This is a genomic window from Streptomyces sindenensis, from assembly GCF_014649035.1.
GTDB classification, from domain to species: domain Bacteria; phylum Actinomycetota; class Actinomycetes; order Streptomycetales; family Streptomycetaceae; genus Streptomyces; species Streptomyces sindenensis.
This window is the reverse complement of the sequence record NZ_BMSG01000007.1, coordinates 37,626-63,769: the sequence shown is the minus strand read 5'-3', so window position 1 is coordinate 63,769 and position 26,144 is coordinate 37,626. Positions and strand designations below refer to the sequence as shown.

The following is a 26,144-nucleotide window of genomic DNA, read 5'->3' as shown; positions in this document are numbered from 1 at the left end:
CCGGCGCGCCTTCGCGCACGGCACCCGGAACCGGGCGGGCGCCACAGACGTTCTCCGGGTGACGGGCAACCCGGGGGCAGGGGCAGACCATGGGCGACTACTGGACCACCGACCGCACCACGGACCACGGCACCACCGGCAGCGCGCGGGCCCTGACCGCCGGACTTCTGGTGGGGGGCTGGGTGGCCCTGCTGTGGGTCCTCGAAGGGATCGACGTGGCCACCGGCCACGCCCTGGACACCTACGGCATCAGCCCGCGCGAGATGTCCGAGCTGCGGGACGTGGTGCCCGCCGCGTTCCTGCACAGCGGCTGGGAGCACGTGGCCTCCAACAGCGTCCCGCTGCTGGTCCTCGGCTTCATAGCCGCCCTCGCCGGGCTCCGCCGGTTCGCCGCCGTCGTGGCCACGGTCATCGTGGCCAGCGGCCTCGGCGTCTGGCTGACCGCCCCGGAGAACACGATCACGCTCGGCGCGTCCGGTGTGGTCTTCGGGCTGCTGGGCTATCTGCTGGTCCGCGGCTTCGTGGACCGCCGCCCCTGGGACATCCTCATCGGCGTCGGTGTCGCCGTGGTCTACGGCTCGCTGCTCTGGGGCGTCCTGCCGACCCAGTCGGGCGTCAGCTGGCAGGGGCACCTGTTCGGGCTGATCGGCGGAGTGGCGGCGGCGTTCCTCTTCCGCCGCCCGTCCACGCGCCGCGGCCCGGACAACCTGGTCACGGTCTGAGCCGTCCCGCGCGACCGGGACGCGCTTACGGGGTCAGGCCCCGCGCCAGCAGGTCCAGCAGCGCGCAGGCGAACAGCGCGATGCCGATGAAGCCGTTCACCGAGAAGAACGCCCGGTTCAGCCGGGACAGATCGTGCGGCCGCACGACCCGGTGCTCGTAGACGAACGCCACGGCGACGATCGCCATGCCGATCCAGTAGAAGACCTCGGCGTCCGTGGCCAGCCCGAACCACACCAGCAGCCCGGTCGTGATCACGTGGCAGACCCGCGCGCCCCACAGCGCGGCCGGGATCCCGAAGCGCGCCGGGAAGGAGAGCACCCCGTGCGCCCGGTCGGCCCGGACGTCCTGGCAGGCGAAGATCAGGTCGAAGCCGCCGATCCAGATCCCCACCGCGAGCCCGAGGATCACCGCGTCCCACGACCAGCTGCCGGTCACCGCGAGCCAGGCGCCGACCGGGCCGATGGCCTGCGCGAGCCCCAGGATGGCGTGCGGGAAGTTCGTGAACCGCTTGCCGTACGGGTAGACCACCATCGGCACGACCGCGACCGGCGCGAGCACCAGGCAGAGCGGGTTGAGCAGGGCGGCGGCGCCCAGGAAGACGGCCAGCGCGACGATCGCGCCGGTCCACGCGGACTTCACCGACACCGCGCCGGTCACCAGCTCACGGCCCGCGGTGCGCGGGTTCCGGGCGTCGATCTCCCGGTCGATGATCCGGTTGGCGGCCATCGCGAACGTCCGCAGCCCCACCATCGCCAGGGTGACCAGCAGCAGGACACCCCAGTGGATCGTGCCGTCCAGCCGGAACATCGCGGTCAGCGCGGCGATGTAGGCGAAGGGCAGCGCGAAGACCGAGTGCTCGATCATCACGAGCCGCAGGAACGACCTGACCTTGCCGCTGGAGGGCGCGGGGCCCTGGACGGACGCCGCTTCTGCCGCACTGCTCACAGCCCGTATTCCTTCCAGCGGCGGTCGACCTTCGCCGCCGTCTCCGGGTCGGAGACGACCATCTCCGGCCACCCGCCGTCCCGGGTGTAGCCCTCGGTGGGCAGCTTCTTCGTGGCGTCGATGCCCGCCTTGCCGCCCCAGAACTGCTGGTAGGAGGCGTGGTCGAGGTGGTCGACCGGGCCTTCGGTGACCGTGAGGTCGCGGGCGTAGTCGGTGTTGCCGAGCGCCCGCCAGGCCACCTCGTGCAGATCGTGGACGTCGCAGTCGGAGTCGACGACCACGATCAGCTTGGTCAGCGACATCATGTGCGCGCCCCAGATCGCGCTCATCACCTTCTGGGCGTGCTTCGGGTACTTCTTGTCGATCGAGACGATCGCGCAGTTGTGGAAGCCGCCCGCCTCGGGCAGGTGGTAGTCCACGATGTCCGGCACGATGATCTTCAGCAGCGGCAGGAAGAACCGCTCCGTGGCCCGTCCCAGCGGCCCGTCCTCGGTCGGCGGGCGGCCCACCACGATGGACTGGAGCAGCGGCCGCTTGCGCATGGTGACGCAGTCGATGGTCAGTGCGGGGAACGGTTCCTGCGGGGTGTAGAAGCCGGTGTGGTCCCCGAACGGGCCCTCGGGCAGCATCTCGCCCGGCTCCAACCAGCCCTCGATGACGACCTCCGCCTGCGCGGGGACCTGGAGCGGCACGGTCTTGCAGTCGACCATCTCGATCCGCTTGCCCTGGACGAACCCGGCGAAGAGGTACTCGTCGATGTCCCCGGGCAGCGGCGCGGTGGAGGCATACGTGACGGCGGGCGGGCAGCCGAAGGCGATGGCGACGGGCAGCCGCTCACCGCGCCGGGCGGCGACCTGGTAGTGGTTGGCGCTGTCCTTGTGGATCTGCCAGTGCATCCCGATGGTGCGCTTGTCGTGCCGCTGGAGCCGGTAGAGGCCCAGGTTCCGGACGCCGTTCTCGGGGTGCTTGGTGTGGGTGAGGCCCAGGTTGAAGAACGAGCCGCCGTCCTCGGGCCAGGTGAACAGCGCGGGCAGCTTGTCCAGGTCGACGTCGTCGCCGGTCAGCACCACTTCCTGGACGGGCGCGTCGCCGGACTTCACCTTCTTCGGCGGCACGTGCACCATCGAGCCGAGCTTCCCGAAGGCCTCCCGTACCCCGACGAAGCCCTGCGGCAGCTCCGGCTTGAGGAGCCCGCCGATCCTGTCGCTGATGTCGTTGTACGACTTCAGCCCGAGCGCCTTGAGCAGGCGCCGGTCGGTACCGAAGACGTTCATGGCCAGGGGCATCAAGGACCCCTTGACGTTCTCGAACAGCAGGGCCGGGCCGCCCGCCTTGTTGACCCGGTCGACGATCTCGCCGACCTCCAGGTGGGGGTCGACCTCGACCTTGACGCGCTTGAGATCGCCATCGCGCTCAAGGGCCCGGAGCAGGGAGCGAAGATCGTCGTAAGCCATGCGGTCCAGTTTGTCATCCCCGCCCCCGCCGGCCCGCCGGGGCTCCCCCGTCCCACGCCCCGGATCCTTCATGACGAGCCGGTACCCTGGCCGCGATACGGGGCAATCGTCCCGCCCGCCGCCGCTTCCTGGGGGACGCACCATGAGAGCCCTGATGTTCATCGTCCCGCTGGCTCTGACGATCTACGCGTTCATCGACTGCCTGAACACCTCGGAGGAGGACACCAAGCATCTGCCGAAGATCGCCTGGGTCTTCATCATCCTGCTGTTCTGGATCGTCGGCCCGGTCGTCTGGCTCGCCGCCGGCAAGAACCGCCACAACCGGGCCGGGGGCGCGGGGCCCGCCTCGTGGCAGCCGGGCAGGCGGCAGCAGTGGGTGGCCCCGGACGACAACCCTGACTTCCTGAAGTCCCTCAAGGACGACCGCAAGCCCGAGGCGGAGGCCGAGGCCGACGCCGAGGAGGAGCCGGGCCGTCGCGACGGCGGTACGGGCCCCGACGACAAGGCCCCGCCGGCGTCCTGACGGCGCACCACCGGCACACAGCGAAAAGGCTCCCCGGACGGGATTCCGTCCGGGGAGCCTTTCGCGTCGTGCGCGGGTCGCTCAGACGCCCGCGTAGGAGTGCAGGCCGGAGACGAAGATGTTCACGCCGTAGTAGTTGAACAGCCAGCAGGCGAAGGCGACGAGCGCCAGGCAGGCGGCCTTGCGGCCCTTCCAGCCCGCGGTGGCGCGCGCGTGCAGATAGGCGGCGTAGGCGACCCAGGTGATGAAGGACCAGACCTCCTTGGGGTCCCAGCCCCAGTACCGGCCCCAGGCGTCGCCCGCCCAGATCGCCCCGGCGATGATCGTGAACGTCCACAGCGGGAAGACGGCCGCGTTGATCCGGTACGAGAACTTGTCCAGCGAGGCGGCCGAAGGCAGCCGCTCCATGACCGAGGAGGCGAACTTCCCGGGCGTGCCGCCGGAGGCGAGCTTGTTCTCGTAGCTGTCGCGGAAGAGGTAGAGGATCGTGCCGACCGCGCCGAGGTAGAACACGGCGCCGCAGAGGATCGCGGTCGAGACGTGGATCCACAGCCAGTACGAGTGCAGGGCGGGCACCAGCTGGTCGCTGTCGGTGTACAGCGTGGTGACCGCGATGCCGAGGTCCAGCAGGACGGTGGTGACCAGCGGGAGGCCGATCCAGCGGACGTTCTTCTTCAGCGCGAGCAGCACCAGGTAGGAGCCGACCGCCACCGTGGAGAAGGTGATGGAGAACTCGTACATGTTGGCCCAGGGGGCCCGCTGCACGGACAGGGCGCGGGTGATGACCCCGCCCGCCTCGACGAGGAAGGCCACCACGGTCAGCGAGACCGCGATCCGGCCGTACAGGTCGCCCTTGAACGTGCCGCCCGCCGCACCCGGGCCGTCGGGCACGTCCCGCGTACCGGTGGCGGAGCGGGTGATGACCTCGGGCCGCTCCAGCACGGCCGTGCCACCGGCCTGCGCCTTGACCGCGGGGGCGGCGGAGGCCCGGGCGGAGGAGGCGGACAGCGCGGCGGCCGTGCGGCCGACCTTGCTGCGGCTGCCGAAGACCCACTCCGCGATGTGCGCGAAGAACGCCAGGGTGTAGACGGCCATCGACGAATAGATCAGCACGTTGCTGGCTTCGGCCAGGCTCTCGTTGGTTGCGGCGGCGAGATTCACTTCTCAGCCCCTTCGGCAGGTGCTTCGGCAGGGTGTACGGGCCGGCTCCCGGCCTCGTTGGTGGCATCGGTCGCGGCGGACGCGTCCGGTTTCTCCGGGGCGACGGGCGCCGTCGTGACGAGGGCGGCCGACAGGTCGCCCAGTTCCTCGGGGAGCTTCGCGGACTCGCTGCGGCCGAGGCCCGCCATCTCCACGACCGTGACGCCGTCGGCACCCCGGACCGCCCGCACCCACACCCGGCGGCGCTGGATGAACAGCGATCCGGCGAGTCCGGCGATGGCGGCGACGGCACCGCCGAGCGCCCAGCCGTTGCCCGGCTGCTGCGAGATCTGGAAGCTGGCCCACTCCTCCACGCCGTCGAAGGTGATGGACCCCGCGCCGTCGGGCAGGTCGAGCTTCTCGCCGGGCATCAGCAGCTTCTTGAGCAGCTCGCCGTCCTTGTCCTTGAACTCCTTCATCTTGGACGTGTCGAGCTGGTAGACGTTCTGCGCGAGCCCGGAGTCGACGCCGAGGGAGCCCTGGTAGGCGCTGAGTGCCAGGACGGGGAAGTCCAGCGCCGGGAACTGCGAGAACATCTGGCCCTTGCCGTGACCGGCGAAGGTCGGCACGAAGAACGCCTTGAAGCCCAGCTGGGTCTTCTTCCCGTTCTTGTCCCTGTAGCCGTCCATCACCTTGATCGCGCCGGACGAGGTGATGTTGTTGTCGATCGGCAGGAGCGGCACGGCGGACTTCGAGACGACCTTGCCCGTGCCGTCCCGGACGGTGACGACGGGCGCGTAGCCGTGGGCGATCAGATAGACCTTGGTGCCGTCCACGACGAGCGGTTCGTTGACCTTGATGACGCCCTTGCGCTCCGCGCCGTCGGCCCCCTCGGCGTACGTCACCCGGGCCTCGAAGGTCCGCGGGGTGCCGCGCTGCGGGCCGCTCTTCTCGTACGTACCGACGAAGTCGTCCAGGACGAAGCTGAACGGGGCCAGCGAGTCGGAGTCGTAAAGCGAGCCCGACTTGAAGTCGTCGTACTGGGTGAGCGTGTTGGAGAAGCCGTCGCCCTCGACGACCAGCTTGCCGCCCTCGGACTTGAAGAGCTGCCCGGAGGCGAAGGCGATCAGCATCACGATCAGGGCGATGTGGAAGACCAGGTTCCCGGCCTCGCGGAGGTAGCCCTTCTCGGCGGCGACCGCGTCGCCCACCTCGTGGCCGCGGAAGCGCCGCCCGCGCAGCATCGCGAGGGCCGCCGCGCGGACCTCCTCGGGCTCGGCCTCCGTGCGCCAGGTGGTGTACGCGGGCAGCCGGGTCAGCCGCTTCGGCGCGCCCGGCGGGCGGCTGCGGAGCTGGCCGACGAACTGGCCGGTGCGCGGCACGATGCAGCCGATGAGCGAGACGAACAGCAGGATGTAGATCGCGGAGAACCACACCGAGCTGTAGACGTCGAAGAGCTGGAGCGCCTCGTAGACCGGGGTGAGCGTGGTGTGCTGCTCCTTGAAGGCCTGCACCTTCATGTCGTCGACGCTGGTCTGCGGGATCAGCGACCCAGGGATCGCCCCGAGGGAGAGCAGGAAGAGCAGGATCAGCGCCACCCGCATCGAGGTGAGCTGCCGCCAGAACCAGCGCACCCAGCCGATCACGCTCATCGCGGGCACGCCCGCCCCGGTATCGGGGCGCTCCTCGCGGGGCGCGGTGGAGAGCTGTTCCCCGGCGGCGCCGTGGGAGCCCTGCTCGTCCTCCTCCTCGCGCTGCCGCGTCTCTGTGCTGTTCGCCTTGCTCATTGGACTCAGATCCCTACAACGAAGCCGCTGGACCAGCTCTGCATCTGCTGCATGAGCGTGGCCCACACGCCGGTCAGCAGCAGGATTCCGGTCACGATCATCATGCCGCCGCCGATCCGCATCACCCATGCGTAGTGGCGCTTGACCCAGCCGAACGCGCCGAGCGCCCTGCGGAAGGCGACGGCGGCCAGGACGAACGGGACACCGAGTCCGAGACAGTACGCGACGGTCAGTATCGCGCCGCGTCCGGCGGTGGCGCTCTGGGTCGAGAGCGCCAGCACGGAGGAGAGCGTCGGGCCGATGCACGGGGTCCAGCCGATCCCGAACAGGGCGCCGAGCAGGGGTGCGCCGGCCAGACCGGTGACTGGCCGTTTGTGGAGGCGGAACTCGCGCTGCGTCACGCCCGGCAGGAGCCCCATGAAGAAGACGCCCATCAGGATCATCAGGACGCCGAGGACCTTGTTGAGCACCTCGGAGTAGGCCTGGAGCTCTTGGCCGAAATAGCCGAAGAGCGCGCCGGTGGAGGCGAACACCGCGGTGAAGCCGAGGACGAACAGCGAGGCGCCGGCCACCACCCGGCCCCGGCGTGCGTCGGCCAGGTCGGTGCCGCTGACCCCGGTGACGTAACTCAGATAGCCGGGCACCAGCGGGAGGACGCACGGCGAGAAGAAGGAGATGAGACCGGCCAGCAGGGCGAGCGGCAGAGCGACCAGCAGCGCCCCGGACAGGACGGTGTCGTTGTACGCGGCCAGCGTGACGGTCTCGTGGTGGGCGGCGAGCGGGATCACCGGATCACTTCTCCGCGATGATCGGGTCGATCATCTCGCGCAGCTCGTCCGCGTTCAGCGCCTGGAGCGTGCGGGCCGCGATCTTGCCGTCCCGGTCGATGACCACGGTGGACGGGATGGCCTGCGGGTTCAGGGTGCCCTTGGGGAAGCGGAGGATGAGCTTGCCGATCGGGTCGTAGAAGCTGGGGTACTTCACCCCGTAGTCCTTCTCGAAGTTGATCGCCTTGTCCCGCTCGGGGTCCCGGGTGTTTATCCCGACGAACTGGACACCCTGGTCCTTCGTCTCCTCGGAGACCTGGGCGAAGTACTTCGCCTCCAGCCGGCAGGGGCCGCACCAGGAGCCCCAGACGTTGAGCACGACGACCTTGCCCTGGTAGTCCGCGACGTCGAGCGGCTTGCCGTCCAGCCCCTCGCCGTCGAGCTTCGGCGCGGCCACCCGGTCCGCCTTCGCGACGGTGGAGATGCCTCCGCTGCCGGTGATGAAGTTGGTGTTGCCGCCACCCCCGGCCTTGTTGCCGTCGCCGCACGCGGACAGTGTCAGGGCACCGGCCACGGCGGTGGCGGCGAGCAGGGTGAAGCGGCGTCGGGACGCGCGGCCAAAGCTCATGTGAAAAGTTTCGCATGGCAGTTTCCGGGGATCTGCGCGCCCCCCTCGGTGCCCGTAAAGCCCCTTGTCAAGCCTGTTTAAAGAAGGAGTTCCAGCCGCCTGCGGGCGCCTGTCCGACGTCCAGCGTCCGGAGCTTGGCGAGCACGGCGGGATCCTGGGCGTCGAGCCAGTCGACGTACTGCCGGAACGAGACGAGACGCACGTCGTCCTTGTCCGCGACCTTCTTGATCACTTCTTCCACGGCGTCCATGTAAATGCCGCCGTTCCACTCCTCGAAGTGGTTGCCGATGTAGAACGGCGCGCGATTCGACTCGTAGGCGCGCTGGAATCCGGCGAGATAGGCGCCGGTCGCCTGCTGCCGCCAGCCGGGATAACGCGAAGGCATGCCCTTGGTCGAATTATTCGACTGGTTGGCGAGGATGTTGTAGTCCATCGAGAGGACCTCGAAGGAGTGGCCGGGGAACGGCATCGCCTGGAGCGGCAGGTCCCAGACGCCGCCGCGCTTCACGGGCCAGGTCTGACGACCGCCGGGCGAGCTGGCGTCGTAGCGCCAGCCCAGCTTGCGCGCGGTCGGCAGGAGGTTGTCCTGGCCGAGCAGACAGGGGGTGCGGCCGCCGACCAGTTCCTTGCGGTAGTCGAACGGGAGCGGCTCCTCGTTCTCCCAGCCGGTGTTGGTCCGCCATTCCGTGACGAACGACATAGCCTGATTGATCTCGCTGTGCCATTGGGCCGGAGTCCAGCGCTCCACGGATCCGGAACCGCCGCAGAAATGCCCGTTGAAGTGGGTGCCGATCTCATGGCCGTCCAGCCACGCCTGACGTACGTACTTCAGTGTGTCCTTGACGTGATCATCGGTGAGATAGCCGATGTCGGAGGCGCCGCGGGGGTTGTTCGGCGGACGGTAGAGGGACTTCTTCGACTCGGGCAGCAGATAGATGCCGGAGAGGAAGAAGGTCATCGCCGCGTCGTGTTCCTTGGCGAGTTCGAGAAAGCGCGGGAAGAGCCCGTTGCCGACCTCGCCCGCACCGTCCCAGGAAAAGATCACGAACTGCGGCGGCTTCTGGCCGGGTTCGAGCGGGACCGGGGCCTCGGGCTGATGGGGCTGCTTGCCGGTGTCGGCCGTCGAACCGTCACCGATCAGCCGGACCTTGTTCTTCGGCGAACCGTTTCCACTGCCGTTGCCTCCGGCGCCGGAGTCGCCCGCGCCCGTGCCGCCCCGGCCGGACCCCCCATCACCGGCGGAGCCCGAGGTGCCACAGGCGGCGAGCCCGATCGCGGCTGCGGCCCCGAGCCCTGCGCCGAGCAGGCCCCTTCGATCGATGTCGCGCATACCGTCCCCATCTGCGGTCGTTTTATCTCAAGTCCATACAAACTGCTGCAGGGTTAGATGAGGTGCGCAACACGTCGGTTCCGTGCATTTAGGGACTTTCTTTGCGCTTTACCTTCCGATCGCGACGAGACGCCCATGCGGCTCTCGCACATCCTCACGAGCCACCCTGAAGGCGGGGACGCGGGAACGGCCCTCCGCAGTTCTGCCACCGGCCGGCGGATCGCGGATCGCGGGCCGGACGGACAGCGGATCGACTTCCCCGCCCCGTCGAACTCATGCGCGGTCGCGGGGATCGTTCGCCGTGCCGGCCGGGGGGGGCGCCGCCGAGCGTTCGACGCGGGGGGGGGACGGGCGACACGGAAAAAGGGGACGGGACCGCCCGCCGCAGTGTGCGGCAGCCGGTCCCGTACGTCCGTCTCGTCCTGGCGTCGTGCCGTGGCGCCCGGGGTTGGCACCCCGTGTTGGCGCCCCGTGTTGGCGCCCCGTGTTGCCGTCCGTGGCGTCGGACTACGCCCCGAACGCCTTCGACTGGCCCTTCGCGGCCTTCCCCTTCACCGGCTTGGCCCCGGCCAGCAGATGCGCGGGCACCAGGTCCCGGGCCGGCTCCGAGTAGCCGACCGAGACGATCTTGTCGCCCCGGTAGGTGAAGCTGGTCAGCGAGGCCAGCGTGCACTGCCGCTTGCGCGGGTCGTGCCACAGGCGGCGGCGCTCCACGAAGGACCGCAGGATCCAGATCGGCAGCTGGTGGCTGACGCAGACCGCCTCGTGCCCGCGCGCCGCGTCCCGCGCCGTGTCGATCGCGCCCATCATCCGGACGACCTGCTCGATGTACGGCTCGCCCCAGGACGGCTTGAACGGGTTGGTGAGGTGCTTCCAGTTGTCCGGCTTGCGCAGCGCGCCGTCGCCGACGCCGAAGGTCTTGCCCTCGAAGACGTTGGCGGCCTCGATCAGCCGGGCGTCGGTGGCCAGGTCCAGGCCGTGCGCCTTCGCGATGGGGTCGGCGGTCTCCTGGGCGCGCTCCAGCGGGGAGGCGACGACATGGGTGATGTCGCGCTTCTCCAGGTGCTCGGCGACCCGGTCGGCCATCTTCCGGCCCAGGTCGGAGAGGTGGTAGCCGGGGCGGCGGCCGTAGAGCACGCCGTCCGGGTTGTCCACCTCGCCGTGCCGGACGACGTGCACCACGGTCAGCTGCTCGTCGCGGTCGACGCCTTCGGAGCCGGAGCCTTCGGGGCCGGTGCTGTTCTGGCTCATGCGGTGGCCTCCGATGCGGCGCGGGCGGCGGCGGGCAGGGCGGCGGCGATGCGCTCGATCGCCCGCTCGTCGTGGGCCGTGGAGACGAACCAGGACTCGAACGCCGAGGGCGGCAGGTAGACGCCCTGCTCCAGCATGGAGTGGAAGAACGCGGTGAAGCGGAAGACGTCCTGCTTCTTGGCGTCGTCGTAGTTCCGCACCGGCCGGTCGGTGAAGAAGACGGAGAACATGTTGCTCGCGGCCGACACCGTGTGCGCGACGCCCTCCTTGGTCAGCGCGTCGCCCACCAGGGAGCGCAGCTCGGCGGAGACCGCGTCGATCTTCGCGTACGCCGCGTCGTCCAGCAGCCGCAGCTGGGCGAGCCCGGCGGCCGTGGCGACCGGGTTCCCGGAGAGGGTGCCCGCCTGGTAGACCGGGCCGGCCGGGGCCAGGTGCGCCATCACGTCGCCGCGACCGCCGAAGGCCGCGGCGGGGAAGCCGCCGCCCATCACCTTGCCGAAGGTCATCAGGTCGGGGCGGACGCCGTCGACGCCGTACCAGCCGGCCTTCGACGTACGGAAACCCGTCATGACCTCGTCGGAGATGTACAGCGCGCCGTCGGCCGCGCAGAGCTCCTTGAGCCCGGCGTTGAAGCCGTCCGCCGGCGGGACGACGCCCATGTTGCCGGGCGAGGCCTCGGTGATCACGCAGGCGATCTCGCCCGGGTGCGCGGCAAAGGCGGCGCGGACCGCGTCCAGGTCGTTGTACGGCAGCACCACGGTGTCCCCGGCCGTGGCGCCCGTGACACCCGGGGTGTCGGGCAGCCCGAAGGTGGCCAGGCCCGATCCGGCGGCGGCGAGCAGCGCGTCCACGTGGCCGTGGTAGCAGCCGGCGAACTTCACGACCTTGGCCCGGCCCGTGAAGCCGCGGGCCAGCCGGATCGCCGACATCGTCGCCTCGGTGCCGGAGGAGACCAGGCGCACCTGCTCGACCGGCTCGATCCGCGCCACGATCTCCTCGGCGAGCGCGACCTCGCCCTCACCCGGCGTGCCGAAGGAGGTGCCCCGGGAGACCGCTTCCTGGACGGCTGCGATGACCTCGGGGTGAGAGTGGCCGAGAATCATCGGCCCCCACGAGCAGACGAGGTCGACGTACTCACGGCCGTCGGCGTCGGTGAGGTACGGACCGGTGCCGGAGACCATGAACCTGGGCGTACCGCCCACGGCCCGGAAGGCACGCACGGGAGAGTTCACGCCGCCGGGCGTCACGACGGACGCCCGGTCGAACAGCGACTGCGAAACTGGGGCTTCGTATGAATACGCCACTTTGGTCCTGATCTGCGATTCGGGTGTCGGAGGGGCCGGGCCGGGAAATCCCGAACGATCTCGGCCACCGGTGAGCAGGGAGGGCGCTCCCCTCGTATCACGAAAGAGCGTCAGTGCTCTCGCGTCTGCGAAACTGGGGCGTCACAGGGAAAGCTCACCCATGCCATGGTGTCAGAGGCACGGACGGTCTTTGCGGACAGGTGTTTCACCGCACTCCCGCGGGGGAGGTCACTGACACGATGATCGGGTTGCGCGGCGGGGGCTGTGTCTCCTAAGAAGTAGTCGGGTGGATGAGATATGCATCGCGGTGGCGGAGTGGGCGAAGGGACCGACGACCTGGGGCCCGAGCCTGCCCGGCGAGGGCGGCACCGGCGCAGGGCCGAGCGCGCACAGAGCAGGGGCGCGGAGAGCACGCCGCCCCCCGGGACCAGGAGCGGGGGCGGGATGGGGGTGACGTACAAGTATTTCGGCGCGCCGGACGGCGCCACCGCCGCACGGGTGCCCATCTCGATGCGCCCGGAGGAGCTCGGCGGTGACGAGCTGGGCATGGGCGGCATGTTCACCAAGATCAAGCCGGAGACCGTGGCCGCCATGGTCCTCACCGGCATCCAGGGCATACCCCTGCACAAGGTCCCCCCGCTGGAACTGGTCGTCCTCCACCCCGACTACGCCGTGGTCAAGCTCCCGATGACCGTCGTCGACCCGCTGCGCGGCGTCGGCGAGGAGTCGGTCGGCGCGGCGGCCTTCATCTGGTCCACGGTCCCCGACCGCGGCGGCCCGCGCGACGCGTTCAACGTCTACCAGCTGCTCCACGAGTGGCAGGACTTCTCCCACCGCCTGCACGACGCGGGACATCAGGCGTACTGCCTGGTCTGGCCCTGATCCCGGCTCTTCTCGGTCGATCCGGCCGCACAGCGGGTCGAGGCGTTCAAACAGACGCACCCACGCGCACGCGTCCGGTCACATTCCGGCCAGGTCTCAGGGGTATTTGGCCGACGACAGGTCTTCAGCCGACCCGCCCGGCACGCCGATGGACAGGACACCGACCATCGAGGAGGTCCGCCGTGGGCGACGTTCTGCTGGCCCTGTCCATCCCCGTGCTCGTCTTCGGCGGCGGCATCTACGCCGCCTGCGACTGCTGGTGGCGCCGCAGGCACCCGGCGCCACCGTCCCCGTACACCCACCGGGCGGCCCGGCTGGCAGAGCAGGAGATGCTCCTCCTCGCCGAGGAGATCGTCGACGACGCGTACGCCGCGCTCGGCCCCCTCTACGACGCGCCGTCCGACGCGCCCGCTCCCGCCGGCCCGCCCTCCGGGCTCAGCCCGCGGTCGTCCCGCTCGCCCCGGCCGCCGTCCCCCGCGTCCACCCCGGATCGCGCCCCGTCACCGCCAGCAGCCGTTCGAAAGCCGTAGCGCTCTCCGGCACCGGGAACGGCTCGCCGAACATATTCATCTCCCGGGCCTGCGGAGCCATCGCCGCCAGCCCCGGGCCCACCTCGTCCAGCACGCTCCGGTCCGGCTCGAAGTCCGTGCCGGTCGCCCGCGCCAGGTCCCAGGCGTGCACGGTCAGATCGCCGAGCACCATGAGCCCCACCGTCCGGGCCGGCAGCCCCATCCGCCCCGTCGTGCCCTCCTCGACACCCGGCACGCTCCACGCCGCCACCAGCCGGGCCGTCTCCTCGCCGAACCTGCCCCGCCAGTCGCCGTCCGCCACGAAGTCCGGCTCCTGACCAAAATCCACGTCCTCGCGGGCCGCCAGGGCCTGGAAGTTCACGACCACCAGGAACAGGTGGTTCAGCAGCGCCCGTACGTCGTACTCGGCGCAGGGCGTGGGGCCGCCCAGTTGCCCGTCGTCGATCCCCCGCACCACGGGCAGGGCCCGGTCCGCGGCGGTTTCCAGCAGTTCACCGATCGTCTGAGTCATGCCCCCACCCTGCGCCGGGCGCCCGGCCCGCGTCTTGAAGAAACACGACAGACGTCCGGATCCCCCACTCGACCGGAGCCCCCACTAAAATCGTGGTCATGGCCGCCGGACCCCGCCGCGACACCCGGGGCATCGTCGACGCCCCGGACCTCTTCGCGCACGTCCGCTTCCGCCGCCGCGAGCCCGCCGCCGCGCTGCGCCCGTATCTGGAGCACTACTGGCTGATCGACTGGGACCTCGCCGAGCCGTACGCCGCCCATGTCGTCCCGCACCCGTCGGTGAACCTGGTCTGCCAGCGGTACGAGGCGGGGGACAGCCCCCGGGAGCGGTCCGGGTACGCCGAGGTGGCGGGGGTGGACCCCGGGCTCTTCACCCGGAAGCTGGCCGGGCGCGGCCGGGTCTGCGGGGTGCAGTTCCGGCCCGGCGGCTTCCGCCCGTTCGCCCCCGGGCCCCCGGTCTCCGCCTGGACCGGGCTGCGGGCCGACGCGGCCGGGGTGCTGCGGCTGCCGCCCCCCGTCGACGCGGTCCTCGGCCCGGACGACGAGGACGCGCGGGTCGCGGCGCTGGACGTCTTCCTGCTGGCGCTGGAGCCGCGCCCCGACTCCCGGGCGGCTCTCGCGATGGCCGCCGTCGACCGGGTGCGTACCGACCGCACGGTGCGCCGGGTGGACGGGCTCGCCCGGGACACCGGACTCTCCGCCCGCTCCCTGCAACGGCTGTTCGCGGCGTATGTCGGCGTCGGCCCGAAGTGGGTCATCCTCCGCTACCGCGTCCACGAGGCGCTGGAGGCCGCCGAGTCCGGCCCGGAAGTCGACTGGGCGCGGCTCGCGGCGGACCTCGGCTACAGCGACCAGGCCCATCTGGTGCGGGACTTCACCGCGACGGTGGGCGTGCCCCCGACGGCGTTCGCACCGCACTGAACCGGCCGGGGCGCACACCCGCGCGCCCCGCCAAATCCCTGGCAGGCCGTCCCCCGCCGGTGGCATCCTGACCGGGTGAACGGCCCCGAGATCACCCTCGAAGTAGCCCCTGAGCTGCGGCTCTTCGTCCCGCATGACCGACGCGGCGGGCCCACCCCCCTCGTCACCGACGGCTCCTCGACCCTCGGCCATGTCATCGAGTCCCTCGGCGTCCCGCTCACCGAGGCCGGAACGCTGCTGGTGAACGGCGCCCCGGTGGCCCGCTCGCACGTGCCCGGCCCCGGCGAACACGTCGACGTACGCGCCGTGGAACGCCCCCAGCGGGTCCCCGGCGCACCCCTGCGCTTCCTCCTCGACGTCCATCTCGGCACGCTGGCCCGCCGGCTGCGGCTCCTGGGCGTCGACGCCGCGTACGAGAGCGAGGACATCGGCGACCCCGCCCTGGCCGCCCTCTCCGCGCGCGAGCGGCGCGTCCTGCTCTCCCGGGACCGCGGGCTGCTGCGCCGCCGCGAGATCTGGGCGGGGGCGTACGTCTACAGCGACCGCCCCACGGAGCAGCTCCGCGACGTGCTCGGCCGCTTCGCCCCGGCCCTGGACCCGTGGTCCCGCTGCACCTCGTGCAACGGGACCCTGACCGGGGCCGCCAAGGACTCCGTGAGCGGACTGCTGGAGCACGGCACGCAGGAGGCGTACGACGTGTTCGCCCAGTGCACGGAGTGCTCCCGGGTGTACTGGCGCGGCGCCCACCACGGCCACCTGGAGACGATCGTGTCCGACGCCGTCCGCGAGTTCGGGCGCCCACCGGCGTAACGGCGCGCACCGCGCACCGCGCACGGGGCGCCCCGCGACGCCTGCCTATCCTTGCCCCGTACCCGTTCAGCAGCCGCCCGAGGAGATCCGCCATGGCCGCCACCCCCATCGCCGTCGTCACCGGCGCGAGCAGCGGCATCGGCGCCGCGACCGCCCGTACGCTGGCCGCCGAGGGCTTCCGCGTCGTCCTCACCGCGCGCCGCAAGGACCGCATCGAGGCGCTGGCCGCCGAGCTCAACGAGGCCGGTCACCAGGCGACGGCGTACGCCCTGGACGTCACCGACCGGGCGGCGGTCGACGAGTTCGCCACCGCGTTCCGCTCCCTCGCCGTCCTCGTCAACAACGCGGGCGGGGCGCTCGGGGCCGACCCGGTGGCGACCGGCGATCCCGCCGACTGGCGCCAGATGTACGAGACGAACGTGATCGGCACGCTCAACGTCACCCAGGCCCTGCTGCCCGCCCTCACCGCGAGCGGCGACGGCACGATCGTGATCCTTTCGTCGACCGCGGCGCTCTCCTCGTACGAGGGCGGCGGCGGGTACGTCGCCGCCAAGCACGGCGAGCACGTCCTGGCCGAGACCCTGCGGCTGGAGATCGTCGGCACCCCCGTCCGCGTCATCGAGGTGGCCCCCGGCATGGTCAGGACCGAGGAGTTCGCCACCACGCGCTTCCGCGGCGACACCGAGAAGGCCGCCAAGGTCTACGCGGGCGTCGACGCCCCGCTGACCGCCGAGGACGTGGCCGACACGATCGGCTGGGCCGTCACCCGCCCCAGCCACGTCAACATCGACCTCCTGGTCGTCCGCCCGCGCGCCCAGGCCTCCAACACGAAGGTGCACCGCACGCTGTGAGCACGGCACGGGGGCCCGGGACCGGCGTACCGGTCCCGGGCCCCCGTGGTCTTCGGTCTCGGCCCACCGTGACGTCGTCGGCCTCGGCACCGCCGTGCCACAGGCGGCCTCGGCACCGCCGTGCCACAGGTCCAGGGGCATCACGCGACAGGTTCAGGGGCATCACGCGCAGCGCTCGCGGCGGCCGGCTTTCCGGCCCTCGCGGACTCGCTCCCCTTCATCTACACCGTGACGGACGGGGCACCGGCCCGCTCGGCGACGAGCACGGGGTGCTCGTGCGGGGTGATCGTGCAGCGCGCTCCCGGAGCCAGGGCGGTCGCCTCCCAGCTGGGCAGGTCCGCCTTGCACGCGACCCCGGAATCGGTGGTCAGGTGCAGCCGGGTGGTGGGCCCGAGGAAGGTCGCCACCCGTACGGTCGCCGGGGTCCCCACCCCGTCGTCGGCGGCGCCCACCGCCAGCCCCTCGGGGCGCAGCAGGACGTCGACCTCGGCGCCGGCGGCGGGCCGCTCGCCGTGGACGGGCAGCCGCCGCCCGAACAGCTCGACGACCCCGCCGTCCCGGACGGTGCCCGGCAGCCGGTTCATGGTGCCGACGAACTCGGCGACGAACGGCGTGGCCGGGCGGTCGTACAACTCGCTCGGGGCGGCGCACTGTTCGAGCCGGCCGTCCTTCATCACGGCGACGCGGTCCGCCATGGACAGCGCCTCCTCCTGGTCGTGGGTGACGAAGACGGTGGTGATGCCCAGATCCAGCTGGATGCGCCGGATCTCCTCGCGGAGGCTGAGCCGCACCTTGGCGTCCAGGGCGGACAGCGGCTCGTCCAGGAGCAGCACCTTGGGCCGGATCGCCAGGGCGCGGGCGAGTGCGACGCGCTGCTGCTGGCCGCCGGAGAGCTGGTGCGGGTAGTGGCCCTCACGGCCGGGCAGCCCGACCAGATCCAGCAACTCCCCCGCCCGCTGCTTGCGTTCGGCGGCACCCCGGCCCCGTACCCGCAGGCCGTACGCGATGTTCTCGGCGGCCGTCATGTTCGGGAACAGGCTGTACGACTGGAACACCATGCCGATGTCCCGGCGGTTGGCCGGGACGGAGGTGACGTCGTCGCCGCCCATCAGCAGCTCGCCGCCGTCGGCGGTCTCGAAGCCCGCGACGATGCGCAGGGCGGTGGTCTTCCCGCAGCCGGACGGGCCGAGCAGGGCGACCATCTCGCCCGCGGCGATCTCCAGGTCGAGCCCGTCGAGCGCGACCGTGGAGCCGAACTTCCGGCGCAGTTGCTTGAGATGCACGGGGACGGTCATGACACGGTCTTCTTTCGGTTCTCGCGGTTCTCGCGTCCGGAGTTCGGGGGCGTACGACGGCGGCTGCGGCCACCGGCCAGGGTGGTGAGCAGGAGCAGCAGCCCCCACGTGATCAGCAGGCTCAGCATCGCGGCCGCCACCGAGAGCTGCGCCTCGGAGTCCTTGATCTCCACCATCCAGACGGAGAACGGACGGTAGGAGAGCACGGAGGCGACGGTGTACTCGCCGAGCACCATGGCCAGGCTGAGGACCGCGCCGCCCACCACGGCGGTCCGCAGGTTCGGCACGATCACCTGCCACAGGGTCTGGAGCCGGGAGGCACCGAGCGAGCGGGCGGCCTCGACGAGCGTGCGCAGATCGACGGCGCGCAGCCCGGCGTCCAGCGAGCGGTACAGGAACGGCAGGGACATGACCGTGTACACAAGGACGAGGACGAGCGGGAAGTTCTCGTCCCGCAGCATCTGGAAGGTCATGTAGAAGGGCGTGTCGGCCAGGTCCTGTTCCCAGGACAGCACCGTGGTCACCCCCGCGACCAGCGCGATCGGCGGGACCACCAGCGGCATCATGCACAGGATCTCGACGGTCCGGCGCAGCCCCGGCAGATAGAGCGCGACCGCCACCAGGGTCGGCACCATCAGGAGCAGCCCGCAGACGATGGTGGCCAGGCCCAGGCGCACCGAGAGCATCAGGCTGGTGGTCAGCCCCTCGGTGCCGAGCCCCTGGGTGTACGCGTCGAAGCTGATGCCCTCGACCTCGTTGACGCTGAACCAGATCGAGGCGCCGATGGGCACCAGGAAGTACAGCGCGGCGAGCGGCAGGACGACGGCCCGCGAGGTCAACTTCATCCGAGCCATCGGGCACTCCTGCGCTGCAACGGTATCTGTACGGCCATCACGAGCAGCGCGATCACGACCATGTTGAGGCTCATGGCCAGGGCCAGGTTCTCCTGCCCCACCAGGACGTTGCCGTTGAGCGCGTTGGCGATCTGGATCGTGATCAGCGGCTGCGAGGAGCCGACCATCACGGCGGCGGTGGCGTGCGAGGCGAACGCCGTACCGAACATCAGCACCGCGCCGCCGAGCAGCGACGGCGTCAGCACCGGGACCCCGACGTGGCGCCAGTACTGCCCCCGGGTCGCCCCGCAGGAAGCGGCGGCCTCCTGCCACTGGGAGCGCAGCCCGTCGAGCGCGGGCAGCACGGTCACCACCATCAGCGGGACCATGAAGTAGAGGTAGGCCAGCACCAGACCGGTGAAGCTGTAGAGGCTGAAGCCGGTCCGGTCCAGGTGGAGGAGCTGGGTGACCGTGCCGGTCGTACCGAGCGTCGCGATGAACGCGAAGGCGAGCGGCGCCCCGGAGAAGTTGGCGAGCACCCCGCTCGCCGAGACGACGACCCCACGCAGCGCCGGGCGCGGCGACGTGACGACGGCCTGGGCGATCAGCGTGCCGATCACGGTCGCCAACAGGGCGGTCACGAGCGAGAGTTCGACACTCCCGGTCAGCCCGGTGGCGTACGCCCCGGACAGCGAACCGCTGACGTTCTCCGTGGAGAAGCGGCTCGCACCGCTCTCCGGGTCCAGGACGGTGAACGCCCCGTACATCATGGTCCCGGCGGGCAGCCCGAAGCACACCGCGAGAAACGCGAAGAACGGGACGACGACGGGCCACCGGTGCCCCCGCACGCCACGGCGGCGGGGGGCGCCCCCGCCCCCGGCGGCGGCCGGGGCGGGCGGCACGGGGGCGGCCGTGCCCGTCACGGGCACGGAGCCCGTGACAGGGGCGGGAAGTGCGGTCTGGTCGGGCATGGTCAGCTGACCGCCTTGCCCCAGCCCTGGACGACGGTCTCCTTGGCCTTCGCCTCCTGCTCCGCGGTCGGCGCCTGCGGAGTGCCGTGGACCTCGGGGATCCGGGCGACGGCGGCCTTGTCGGCGGTGCCGTCCTTCTTCATCGCCTCCAGGAGCGCCGGGCGGGAGAAGCCCTTGAGCCAGATGTTCTGGCCCTCGGGGCTGTAGATGAACTCCAGCCACAGCCGGGCGGCCGCCGGGTGCGGGGCGTACTTGTTGACGCCCTGGTTGTAGTAGCGCGCGTACAGGCCGTCGGCGGGCACCACGACCTGCCAGTCGACGCCCTTGGGCTCGAGCTTCTGGCCGTACCCCAGGTTGAGGTAGTCCCAGTCGATCGAGATCGGCGTCTCGCCCTGCTGGATGGTGGCCAGCGTGGACTTCGCGGGAACGAAGTTGCCCTTCTTCCGCAGCTCCTGGAAGAAGTCGAGCCCCGGCTGTGCGTCGTCCAGGGAACCGCCGGCCGCGAGCGAGGCCGCGATCACCGCGGCCAGCGCCGAACTGGACTCGGTCGGGTCGCCGTTGAGCGCGACCTTGTTCCGGTACTCGGGCTTGAGCAGGTCCCGATACGTCTCCGGGCAGTTCTTCACCGCCTTGGCGTCACAGCCGATGGAGATGTAGCCGCCGTAGTTGTTCATGAAGGAGGCGTCCGGCTGCTTCTGCGTGTCCGGGATGTCGCCCCAGCCCTTGACCTTGTACGGCGCGAGCAGGCCCTGCTTCTTGGCCTCCTGCATGTACGAGGTGCCCAGGTCCAGCGCGTCCACGGCCCGCTCCTGGCCCTTGCGCTTGGCCGCCGCGTTCAGCGCGCCCTGGCTGCTGCCGCCCGGGTCCTCGTTGTTGACCTCGATGGCGTACTTCTTCTCGAACGCCGCGATCATCTCGCCGTAGTTGGCCCAGTCCGGCGCGAGGGCGTAGACGTTGAGCTTGCCCTCCTTCTCCGCCGCCGCGACGAGCTCCTCCATACCGCCGAGGTCCGCCGCCGACTCCGCCTTCGCCGCCTTGCTGTTCTGCCCGCCCGCGTTGTCGGGGGCGGAGCCACAGCCGGTGGCCACCAGAGCGGTGAGGCCGACGAGGGCCGCGGCGGTCAGGACGCGGCGGGGATGGTGTGCCTTCACGATGCGTACTCCTGGGTCTGCGGCGAGCCACCTGTATGGACAAGCCATCGTCAGTAAGCGAGCTGAAGCTAGCAGCAGGGCAGCAGGAAGGTAAAGCCTTCCGGAAGGAAAAAGTGCAGGTCAGAAGCGTTATGAAGACGTAGGTTTACGTTCCTCGAATCTGGTAAGACGCAGGGTTCACACTTCGGCGGGGAACATGGACTGCGCGCAGTTACGAGGATGCGGAACACCTCGCACGGATGACATGATCACCCTGGCCCATCCACCCGCGCGCCGCCCCGAGGCCCCATGACGCCCCAAGGCGCCCCATGACGCTCCCTAGGAGAGACGTGACCCGACGGCACCAGCAGATCGCCGAGGAGCTGCGCCTCGCCATCGCCGACGGCACCTACCCCGTGGGCTCCGAGCTGCCGTCCGAGTCCGAACTCGCCCTGGCCCACGGCGTTTCGCGCGGCACCCTCCGGCAGGCCTTCGGCACGCTCCAGTCGGAGGGGCTGATCGGCTCCCGGCAGGGCGCCCGCCGCACGGTCCTGTCCACCACCCCCAGCCAGAGCTTCGCCGAACTGCGCAGCTTCGCCCAGTGGGCCAGGGCGGGCGGCCGCACCCCCGGCGGCCTGGTCCTCGGCTCCCGCCACGCGAAGGCGACCGAGGCGGAGGCCGCCCAGCTCCACCTCGCGCCCGGCGACGCGGTCCTGCACGTCCTGCGGGTCCGCACCCTGGACGGCGAACCGGCGCTCCTGGAACGCACGGTGTACGCCGGGTGGGTCGCGGCGGCCGTCGAACGCCTCCCGGACGACTGCGAGTCGGTCACCCAGAGCCTCTACGACGAGGCGGGCGTGGTCATGAGCCACGGCGAACACCACCTGGACGCGGTCGCCGCGGGCACCACGGACGCCCGTGAGCTGGCCGTACGACGCGGCGCACCGCTGCTGCGGGTGCGCCGCACCACGACCACCCCGGACGGCCGCCCGGTGGAGACGTCGGACGACCGCTACAAGCCGGACTCGGTGGTGTTCACGGTACGCAACTCGGTCCAGGCGAACCCGCTGGTACGCACGGCACCGGACTGAGGACCGGGCCGGCCACGACCGCCGCGCGGCTCCCCGCGCCCGGCTCCCCGTGCCCGGCGCGCACGCCCCCCGCACCCCCACTCCCGGCCCTCCGCACACGGTTCCCGCACCCCGGCCCCCGACCCCAGGAACAGCGAGCCCAGCCATGCCCCCGCTCCCCCAGCACGCCCAGCTCCCCCCGCTCCCCCGCCCGGCGGCCCTGCTCTGCGACATGGACGGCACCCTCGTCGACACCGAGCACGCCTGGCTGGACACCGTCGCCGGCTTCCTGCGGGCGCAGGGCTCCCCGGCCGACCCGGGCACGCTCGCCCCGTTCGCGGGCGCCGCACTGGCCGACGCCGCCGACCGCCTCGTACGCGACGGCCGCACCGCGCTGTCCCCGGCGCAGGCGGCGGCGCGGCTGGACCGGGAGTTCACGGCACGGGTGGCGGCCGGGGTGACCGTCCAGCCGGGCGCGCTCCGGCTCCTGGACCGGGCGCGCGCCCTGGGCGTACCGACGGCCCTGGTGACCGCGTCCGAGCGGCACGTGGCCGACCTGGTGCTGGACACCCTGGGCCGGCACCGCTTCGACGCATCGGTCGCCTCGGGCGAGACGGAGCGGGGGAAGCCGCACCCCGACCCGTACCTGGCCGCGGCCGCCGCGCTCGGCGTGGCAGCACCCGACTGCCTGGCCGTCGAGGACACCCCCACCGGCGCGGCCGCCGCCCTGGCCGCGGGGTGCCGCCTGCTCGCGGTCCCGTCGGTGCCGGGCATCGAACCGGGTCCGCGCACGGTCCTGGTGACCTCGCTGACGGAGGCGGACCTGGCGGACGCGGCGCGCTGAGCCGCGTGCCGCGCGGGCGGCCGTGCCAGGAAGAAGGGCGGCCCCGGCGGGCCTCTCCGTCCACATCTTCGCGGTGACGGGGACGCCGGACTGCACGACGCACGGGGGCGGGGAGCAGGCGGATCCCCCCCCAGGGGGGACCCGCCTCGGACCGGAAAGACCTCAGCCCTTGATGCAGATGACCTGCTTGAGCTTCGCGACGACCTCGACCAGGTCCCGCTGCTGCTCCATGACCTGGTCGATCGGCTTGTACGCGGCCGGGATCTCGTCCAGGACACCGGAGTCCTTCCGGCACTCCACGCCCCGCGTCTGCTCCTCCAGGTCGCGCACCGTGAATCGGCGCTTGGCCGCGTTCCGGCTCATCCGGCGACCGGCGCCGTGCGAAGCCGAGTTGAACGCCTTCTCGTTGCCGAGGCCCTTCACGATGTACGAACTGGTCCCCATCGAACCGGGGATGATCCCGTACTCCCCGGAACCGGCGCGGATCGCCCCCTTGCGGGTCACGAGCAGGTCCGCCCCGTCGTACCGCTCCTCCGCCACGTAGTTGTGGTGGCAGGAGATCTCCGGCTCGAAGACCGGCTTCGCCTTCTTGAACTCCCGGCGGACCACGTCCTTGAAGAGCGCCATCATGACCGCGCGGTTGTACTTGGCGTACTCCTGCGCCCAGTAGAGGTCGTTCCGGTAGTCGGCCATCTGCGGGGTGTCCGAGATGAAGACCGCCAGGTCCCGGTCGACGAGGCCCTGGTTGTGCGGAAGCTTCTGCGCGATGCCGATGTGGTGCTCGGCAAGCTCCTTGCCGATGTTGCGGGAGCCCGAGTGCAGCATCAGCCACACCGCACCCTCACTGTCGAGGCAGAACTCGATCATGTGATTTCCCGATCCGAGCGTCCCCATCTGCTTCGTGGCACGCTCCTGACGGAACTTGACCGCGTCCGCGATCCCCCCGAACCGCCCCCAGAAGTCGTCCCAGCCCGCCGTGGGGAACCCGTGCAGCCTCCCCGGGTCCACCGCGTCGTCGTGCATCCCCCGGCCGACCGGAATCGCCTGCTCGATCTTGGAGCGCAGCCGTGACAGGTCACCGGGGAGATCGTTCGCGGTGAGGGACGTCCTGACGGCGGACATCCCGCAGCCGATGTCCACCCCGACCGCCGCCGGGCACACCGCGCCCCGCATCGCGATCACCGATCCGACCGTCGCCCCCTTGCCGAAGTGGACGTCCGGCATGACGGCCAGACCCTTGATCCACGGCAGCGTGGACACGTTGCGCAGCTGCTGCATGGCGACGTCCTCGACCGACGCGGGGTCCGTCCACATCCGGATGGGAACCTTCGCCCCCGGCACCTCTACGTACGACATAACTCCTCGATTCCCCCGAAAAGACTGAAAGCGCAAAACCGGTGCCAAGGTCGGCAAACCCGTCGGCCGACCGGCATTCACAGCAGCGCGTGCGATACACATTGTGTCCATCGGCCGCCTTCGAGCGGCAACTCGTTTTCCGTACCGAAGGGAGCCTGGGACGGTGCGACACATGGCGTACGTACCCGGCGTCGCGCTTCTCGCAGCGCTCGTCGTCGGCTGCAGCGCCGGCGACGGCGGCAACGCGAACGGCGCCGACAGCAAGGCGGGCAGCCCGACGGTCACCCCCGCGCCCCCCGGCAAGTACCTCACCCTGCCCGCCCCTTGCCGGGCCGTGCCGCGCTCCACGCTGAAGGACCTGCTCCCCGGCGCCGCGGAACTGCCCGGGGACCAGCAGGACAAGGTGTTCCGGGGCTCGGCGGCCGTCACGTACGACACGGACCGCAAGGTCGGCTGCAGTTGGAAGGCCGACGGGCCGAACGCCACCCGGAGCCTCTCCATCGACTTCGAGCGCGTCGTCTCGTACGACCCCGCCGTCAGCGACGACGACCGCGCCGACACCGTGTACGCGAAGAAGGAGAAGGCCGCGGGCCTGTCCTCGGCGACCCCGCCCGACGAGAAGGACAAGAAGGGCGAGGCGAGCGAGAAGGCGAAGGATCCGGCCGACGGCGACGCCGACGCCACGGGTTCCGCCGACCCCTCGCCCTCCGGAAGCGACGGCGAAAGCACCGGCGGGACCCCCGGAAGCAGCGGCAGCCCGGAGGAAGCCCTCCCCTCCCGCATCCTCGACAACCTCGGAGATGCCGCATTCCTACAGGATCTACCCAAAACGGCAGGTTCCACCGCACAGCATCACCGGGTGAGCGTGGTGTTCCGCACATCGAACGTGGTCGTGACCGTCCGGTACGCCGAGCAGCCGGCCCTCGTCACCCAGGTGCCCGACGGCAAGGAACTTCAGGAGAAGGCCCAGGCACTGGCCCGGAAGCTGGCCGAGGCGCTCAGCGAATAGCCCCCTCCGACGAGCCCCCACCGGCCGGTTCTCCGGTCCTCGGGGGCTCCCGGCGGCGGCGCGGCAGGCCGGCCGCCCGTCGTACGGTGGCTGTCCGGAAGACGTACCGACCCGCTACCGAGCCCGCCCGCACACCGCACGAACCGAGACCTCCAGCACCGAGGGCTCCCCTCCGTGCCATCCGAGTGAAGGAACCATGCACCGATCTGCCCCGCGCCTGTCCCGCATCCTCGCCTGCGCCGCCGTTCCGGTGATGCTCGTAGCCGTCGGCTGCTCGTCGGACTCCGGCTCCGACGGCAAGAAGAGCGCGGGCTCCTCGGCGTCCGGCACGGCCGGCACCAAGCCCTCGGAGCCCACCGTCGAACCGGCGAAGTTCTCCGATCTGCCCGACCCGTGCACCTCGATCGGGAAGAAGACGATCGAGGACCTGGTGCCCGACGCCAAGAAGAAGGGCGGCACCGCGGGCGGGTCCTCCGACCTGTCGGTCCGCAGCAGCTGCTCCTGGAACGGCCTGGACGACCAGGGCGTCAAGGGCTCGCAGTACCGCTGGATGGACGTCGGCTTCACCCGGTTCGACTCGGACCAGTCGCTGGGCAGCGGCGCCAAGCGCGCCACCGCCGACTACACGAAGCAGGTCACCAAGGCGAAGGAGTCCGAGGGCGCCAAGAAGGTCGCCGCGGAGCCCGCCGCCGGCATCGGCGACGAGGCGACCCTGGTCACGTACGGCCTCAGCAAGACGGACGAGGACTTCGTGTACGCCACCGTCGTGGCGCGCACGGGCAACGTCGTCGTCACCCTGACGTACAACGGCGCGGGCTACGCGGGTGCGAAGACCCCGTCCTCCTCGGACATCGTCAAGGGCGCCCGGAAGGCGGCGAAGGAAGCGGTCGCCGCGGTCGACGAGATCGCCGACGCCGAGACCACGCCTCCGGCGAAGAGCGGCTCCGGGGACGACGCCAAGGGCGACGGGAAGGACAGCTCCGAGAGCGGCGGGAAGGACGCGGCCACGGGCAAGGGCACGACCAAGCCGAAGTCGAGCTGACGTCCCGCCCCCGGGGGCCGCACGCCCCGGGTGACCTGAGGCCCGCACGGCCGACGGGGCGTGACGACCTCGGTGAACACAGCTTTTCCGGAACCCGGCCCTCCTCCGAGAGCCGGGTTCCGCACGTTCGGGCACATCCCGCCGGCATACGCCTGTCACCTTCATGCCAACCCTCTCCCGGTTGCGTTTCGAGCGGGCGGGGCGCCGTTACGCTCCACGGCGAACCCCGAGGAAAGGC

General features: G+C 71.1%; 26 protein-coding genes. 11 read left to right on the top strand and 15 right to left on the bottom strand.

The window, feature by feature from the left end:
• The first annotated feature begins 89 nt into the window (after window positions 1–89).
• Entirely contained in the window at window positions 90–722 is a 633-nt protein-coding gene (locus IE145_RS11030; RefSeq protein ID WP_189520743.1) for a rhomboid family intramembrane serine protease, read from the top strand.
• Between the two features lie 25 nt (window positions 723–747).
• Here the strand turns inward: IE145_RS11030 and mqnP are convergent, their stop codons facing one another.
• Window positions 748–1,668, bottom strand: coding sequence for a menaquinone biosynthesis prenyltransferase MqnP (gene mqnP, locus IE145_RS11025; protein ID WP_189520742.1), 921 nt, complete (start codon window positions 1,666–1,668; stop codon window positions 748–750).
• Window positions 1,665–3,122, bottom strand: coding sequence for a menaquinone biosynthesis decarboxylase (locus IE145_RS11020; RefSeq protein ID WP_189520741.1), 1,458 nt, complete (start codon window positions 3,120–3,122; stop codon window positions 1,665–1,667). The genes mqnP and IE145_RS11020 overlap by 4 nt, the downstream gene beginning before the upstream one ends.
• 154 nt (window positions 3,123–3,276) lie before the next feature.
• Between IE145_RS11020 and IE145_RS11015 the strand changes: the two genes are divergently transcribed.
• On the top strand, window positions 3,277–3,645 hold the full coding sequence (locus tag IE145_RS11015) for a PLD nuclease N-terminal domain-containing protein (protein WP_189520872.1): 369 nt from the start codon (window positions 3,277–3,279) through the stop codon (window positions 3,643–3,645).
• Window positions 3,646–3,726: 81 nt separating this feature from the next.
• On the opposite strand, the gene ccsB is transcribed toward IE145_RS11015, so the two are convergent.
• The 7 genes from ccsB to hemL all read right to left on the bottom strand — a co-directional run bounded on the left by ccsB (window position 3,727) and on the right by hemL (window position 11,852).
• Window positions 3,727–4,806 (bottom strand): c-type cytochrome biogenesis protein CcsB, encoded by a 1,080-nt coding sequence (gene ccsB / locus IE145_RS11010; RefSeq protein ID WP_189520740.1) that lies wholly within the window; start codon window positions 4,804–4,806, stop codon window positions 3,727–3,729.
• Window positions 4,803–6,572, bottom strand: a complete 1,770-nt coding sequence (gene resB / locus IE145_RS11005) for a cytochrome c biogenesis protein ResB (protein WP_189520739.1) — start codon at window positions 6,570–6,572, stop codon at window positions 4,803–4,805. The genes ccsB and resB overlap by 4 nt, the downstream gene beginning before the upstream one ends.
• 5 nt (window positions 6,573–6,577) lie before the next feature.
• Window positions 6,578–7,360, bottom strand: a complete 783-nt coding sequence (locus tag IE145_RS11000; protein WP_189520738.1) for a cytochrome c biogenesis CcdA family protein — start codon at window positions 7,358–7,360, stop codon at window positions 6,578–6,580.
• Between the two features lie 4 nt (window positions 7,361–7,364).
• Window positions 7,365–7,967, bottom strand: coding sequence for a TlpA family protein disulfide reductase (locus IE145_RS10995; RefSeq protein WP_189520737.1), 603 nt, complete (start codon window positions 7,965–7,967; stop codon window positions 7,365–7,367).
• 67 nt (window positions 7,968–8,034) lie between these two features.
• Entirely contained in the window at window positions 8,035–9,297 is a 1,263-nt protein-coding gene (locus IE145_RS10990) for a polysaccharide deacetylase family protein (protein ID WP_189520736.1), read from the bottom strand.
• Between the two features lie 507 nt (window positions 9,298–9,804).
• Window positions 9,805–10,548, bottom strand: a complete 744-nt coding sequence (locus IE145_RS10985; protein WP_189520735.1) for a histidine phosphatase family protein — start codon at window positions 10,546–10,548, stop codon at window positions 9,805–9,807.
• Window positions 10,545–11,852 (bottom strand): glutamate-1-semialdehyde 2,1-aminomutase, encoded by a 1,308-nt coding sequence (hemL, locus tag IE145_RS10980; protein ID WP_189520734.1) that lies wholly within the window; start codon window positions 11,850–11,852, stop codon window positions 10,545–10,547. The genes IE145_RS10985 and hemL overlap by 4 nt, the downstream gene beginning before the upstream one ends.
• A gap of 297 nt (window positions 11,853–12,149) precedes the next feature.
• Here hemL and IE145_RS10975 point away from each other — a divergent pair, with 297 nt between their 5' ends.
• Window positions 12,150–12,734, top strand: a complete 585-nt coding sequence (locus IE145_RS10975) for a hypothetical protein (protein WP_073780093.1) — start codon at window positions 12,150–12,152, stop codon at window positions 12,732–12,734.
• Window positions 12,735–12,916: 182 nt separating this feature from the next.
• Window positions 12,917–13,264, top strand: a complete 348-nt coding sequence (locus tag IE145_RS10970) for a hypothetical protein (protein ID WP_189520733.1) — start codon at window positions 12,917–12,919, stop codon at window positions 13,262–13,264.
• Here IE145_RS10970 and IE145_RS10965 read toward each other — a convergent pair.
• A complete protein-coding gene (locus IE145_RS10965) occupies window positions 13,170–13,775 on the bottom strand; it encodes a TIGR03086 family metal-binding protein (protein WP_189520732.1) in 606 nt (201 codons plus the stop codon). The genes IE145_RS10970 and IE145_RS10965 overlap by 95 nt on opposite strands.
• 98 nt (window positions 13,776–13,873) lie before the next feature.
• Here IE145_RS10965 and IE145_RS10960 point away from each other — a divergent pair, with 98 nt between their 5' ends.
• From IE145_RS10960 to IE145_RS10950, 3 genes are all read left to right on the top strand, one after another.
• Window positions 13,874–14,695 (top strand): AraC family transcriptional regulator, encoded by an 822-nt coding sequence (locus tag IE145_RS10960; protein WP_189520731.1) that lies wholly within the window; start codon window positions 13,874–13,876, stop codon window positions 14,693–14,695.
• Between the two features lie 75 nt (window positions 14,696–14,770).
• Window positions 14,771–15,505 carry a Mut7-C RNAse domain-containing protein gene (locus IE145_RS10955; RefSeq protein ID WP_189520730.1) on the top strand — a complete coding sequence of 245 codons (735 nt, stop codon included), beginning with the start codon at window positions 14,771–14,773 and terminating at the stop codon, window positions 15,503–15,505.
• A gap of 92 nt (window positions 15,506–15,597) precedes the next feature.
• Window positions 15,598–16,356: an SDR family NAD(P)-dependent oxidoreductase gene (locus IE145_RS10950; protein WP_010063959.1), complete on the top strand. Its 759-nt coding sequence runs from the start codon at window positions 15,598–15,600 to the stop codon at window positions 16,354–16,356.
• Window positions 16,357–16,577: 221 nt separating this feature from the next.
• Here IE145_RS10950 and IE145_RS10945 read toward each other — a convergent pair whose 3' ends face one another.
• From IE145_RS10945 to IE145_RS10930, 4 genes are read right to left on the bottom strand one after another with little or no spacing between them, the layout of a single operon-like run.
• Window positions 16,578–17,651: an ABC transporter ATP-binding protein gene (locus IE145_RS10945; RefSeq protein ID WP_189520729.1), complete on the bottom strand. Its 1,074-nt coding sequence runs from the start codon at window positions 17,649–17,651 to the stop codon at window positions 16,578–16,580.
• The gene (locus IE145_RS10940; RefSeq protein WP_189520871.1) at window positions 17,648–18,496 is read right to left on the bottom strand and encodes an ABC transporter permease; all 849 of its coding nucleotides are present in this window, start codon (window positions 18,494–18,496) and stop codon (window positions 17,648–17,650) included. The genes IE145_RS10945 and IE145_RS10940 overlap by 4 nt, the downstream gene beginning before the upstream one ends.
• Window positions 18,493–19,455, bottom strand: a complete 963-nt coding sequence (locus IE145_RS10935; RefSeq protein WP_189520728.1) for an ABC transporter permease — start codon at window positions 19,453–19,455, stop codon at window positions 18,493–18,495. Before IE145_RS10935 ends, IE145_RS10940 begins: the two co-directional genes overlap by 4 nt.
• Window positions 19,456–19,457: 2 nt before the next feature.
• Window positions 19,458–20,606, bottom strand: a complete 1,149-nt coding sequence (locus IE145_RS10930) for an extracellular solute-binding protein (RefSeq protein WP_189520727.1) — start codon at window positions 20,604–20,606, stop codon at window positions 19,458–19,460.
• A 329-nt stretch (window positions 20,607–20,935) separates the two neighbouring features.
• On the opposite strand from IE145_RS10930, the gene IE145_RS10925 reads away from it, so the two are divergent.
• A complete protein-coding gene (locus IE145_RS10925; protein ID WP_189520726.1) occupies window positions 20,936–21,676 on the top strand; it encodes a GntR family transcriptional regulator in 741 nt (246 codons plus the stop codon).
• 145 nt (window positions 21,677–21,821) lie between these two features.
• Window positions 21,822–22,499: an HAD family hydrolase gene (locus tag IE145_RS10920; protein WP_189520725.1), complete on the top strand. Its 678-nt coding sequence runs from the start codon at window positions 21,822–21,824 to the stop codon at window positions 22,497–22,499.
• A gap of 162 nt (window positions 22,500–22,661) precedes the next feature.
• Here IE145_RS10920 and IE145_RS10915 read toward each other — a convergent pair whose 3' ends face one another.
• A complete protein-coding gene (locus IE145_RS10915; RefSeq protein WP_189520724.1) occupies window positions 22,662–23,855 on the bottom strand; it encodes an RtcB family protein in 1,194 nt (397 codons plus the stop codon).
• A gap of 172 nt (window positions 23,856–24,027) precedes the next feature.
• Here IE145_RS10915 and IE145_RS10910 point away from each other — a divergent pair, with 172 nt between their 5' ends.
• Window positions 24,028–24,864, top strand: coding sequence for a DUF3558 domain-containing protein (locus tag IE145_RS10910; RefSeq protein ID WP_189520723.1), 837 nt, complete (start codon window positions 24,028–24,030; stop codon window positions 24,862–24,864).
• A 196-nt stretch (window positions 24,865–25,060) separates the two neighbouring features.
• Window positions 25,061–25,906 carry a DUF3558 domain-containing protein gene (locus IE145_RS10905; protein WP_189520722.1) on the top strand — a complete coding sequence of 282 codons (846 nt, stop codon included), beginning with the start codon at window positions 25,061–25,063 and terminating at the stop codon, window positions 25,904–25,906.
• The last annotated feature ends 238 nt before the right edge of the window (window positions 25,907–26,144 follow it).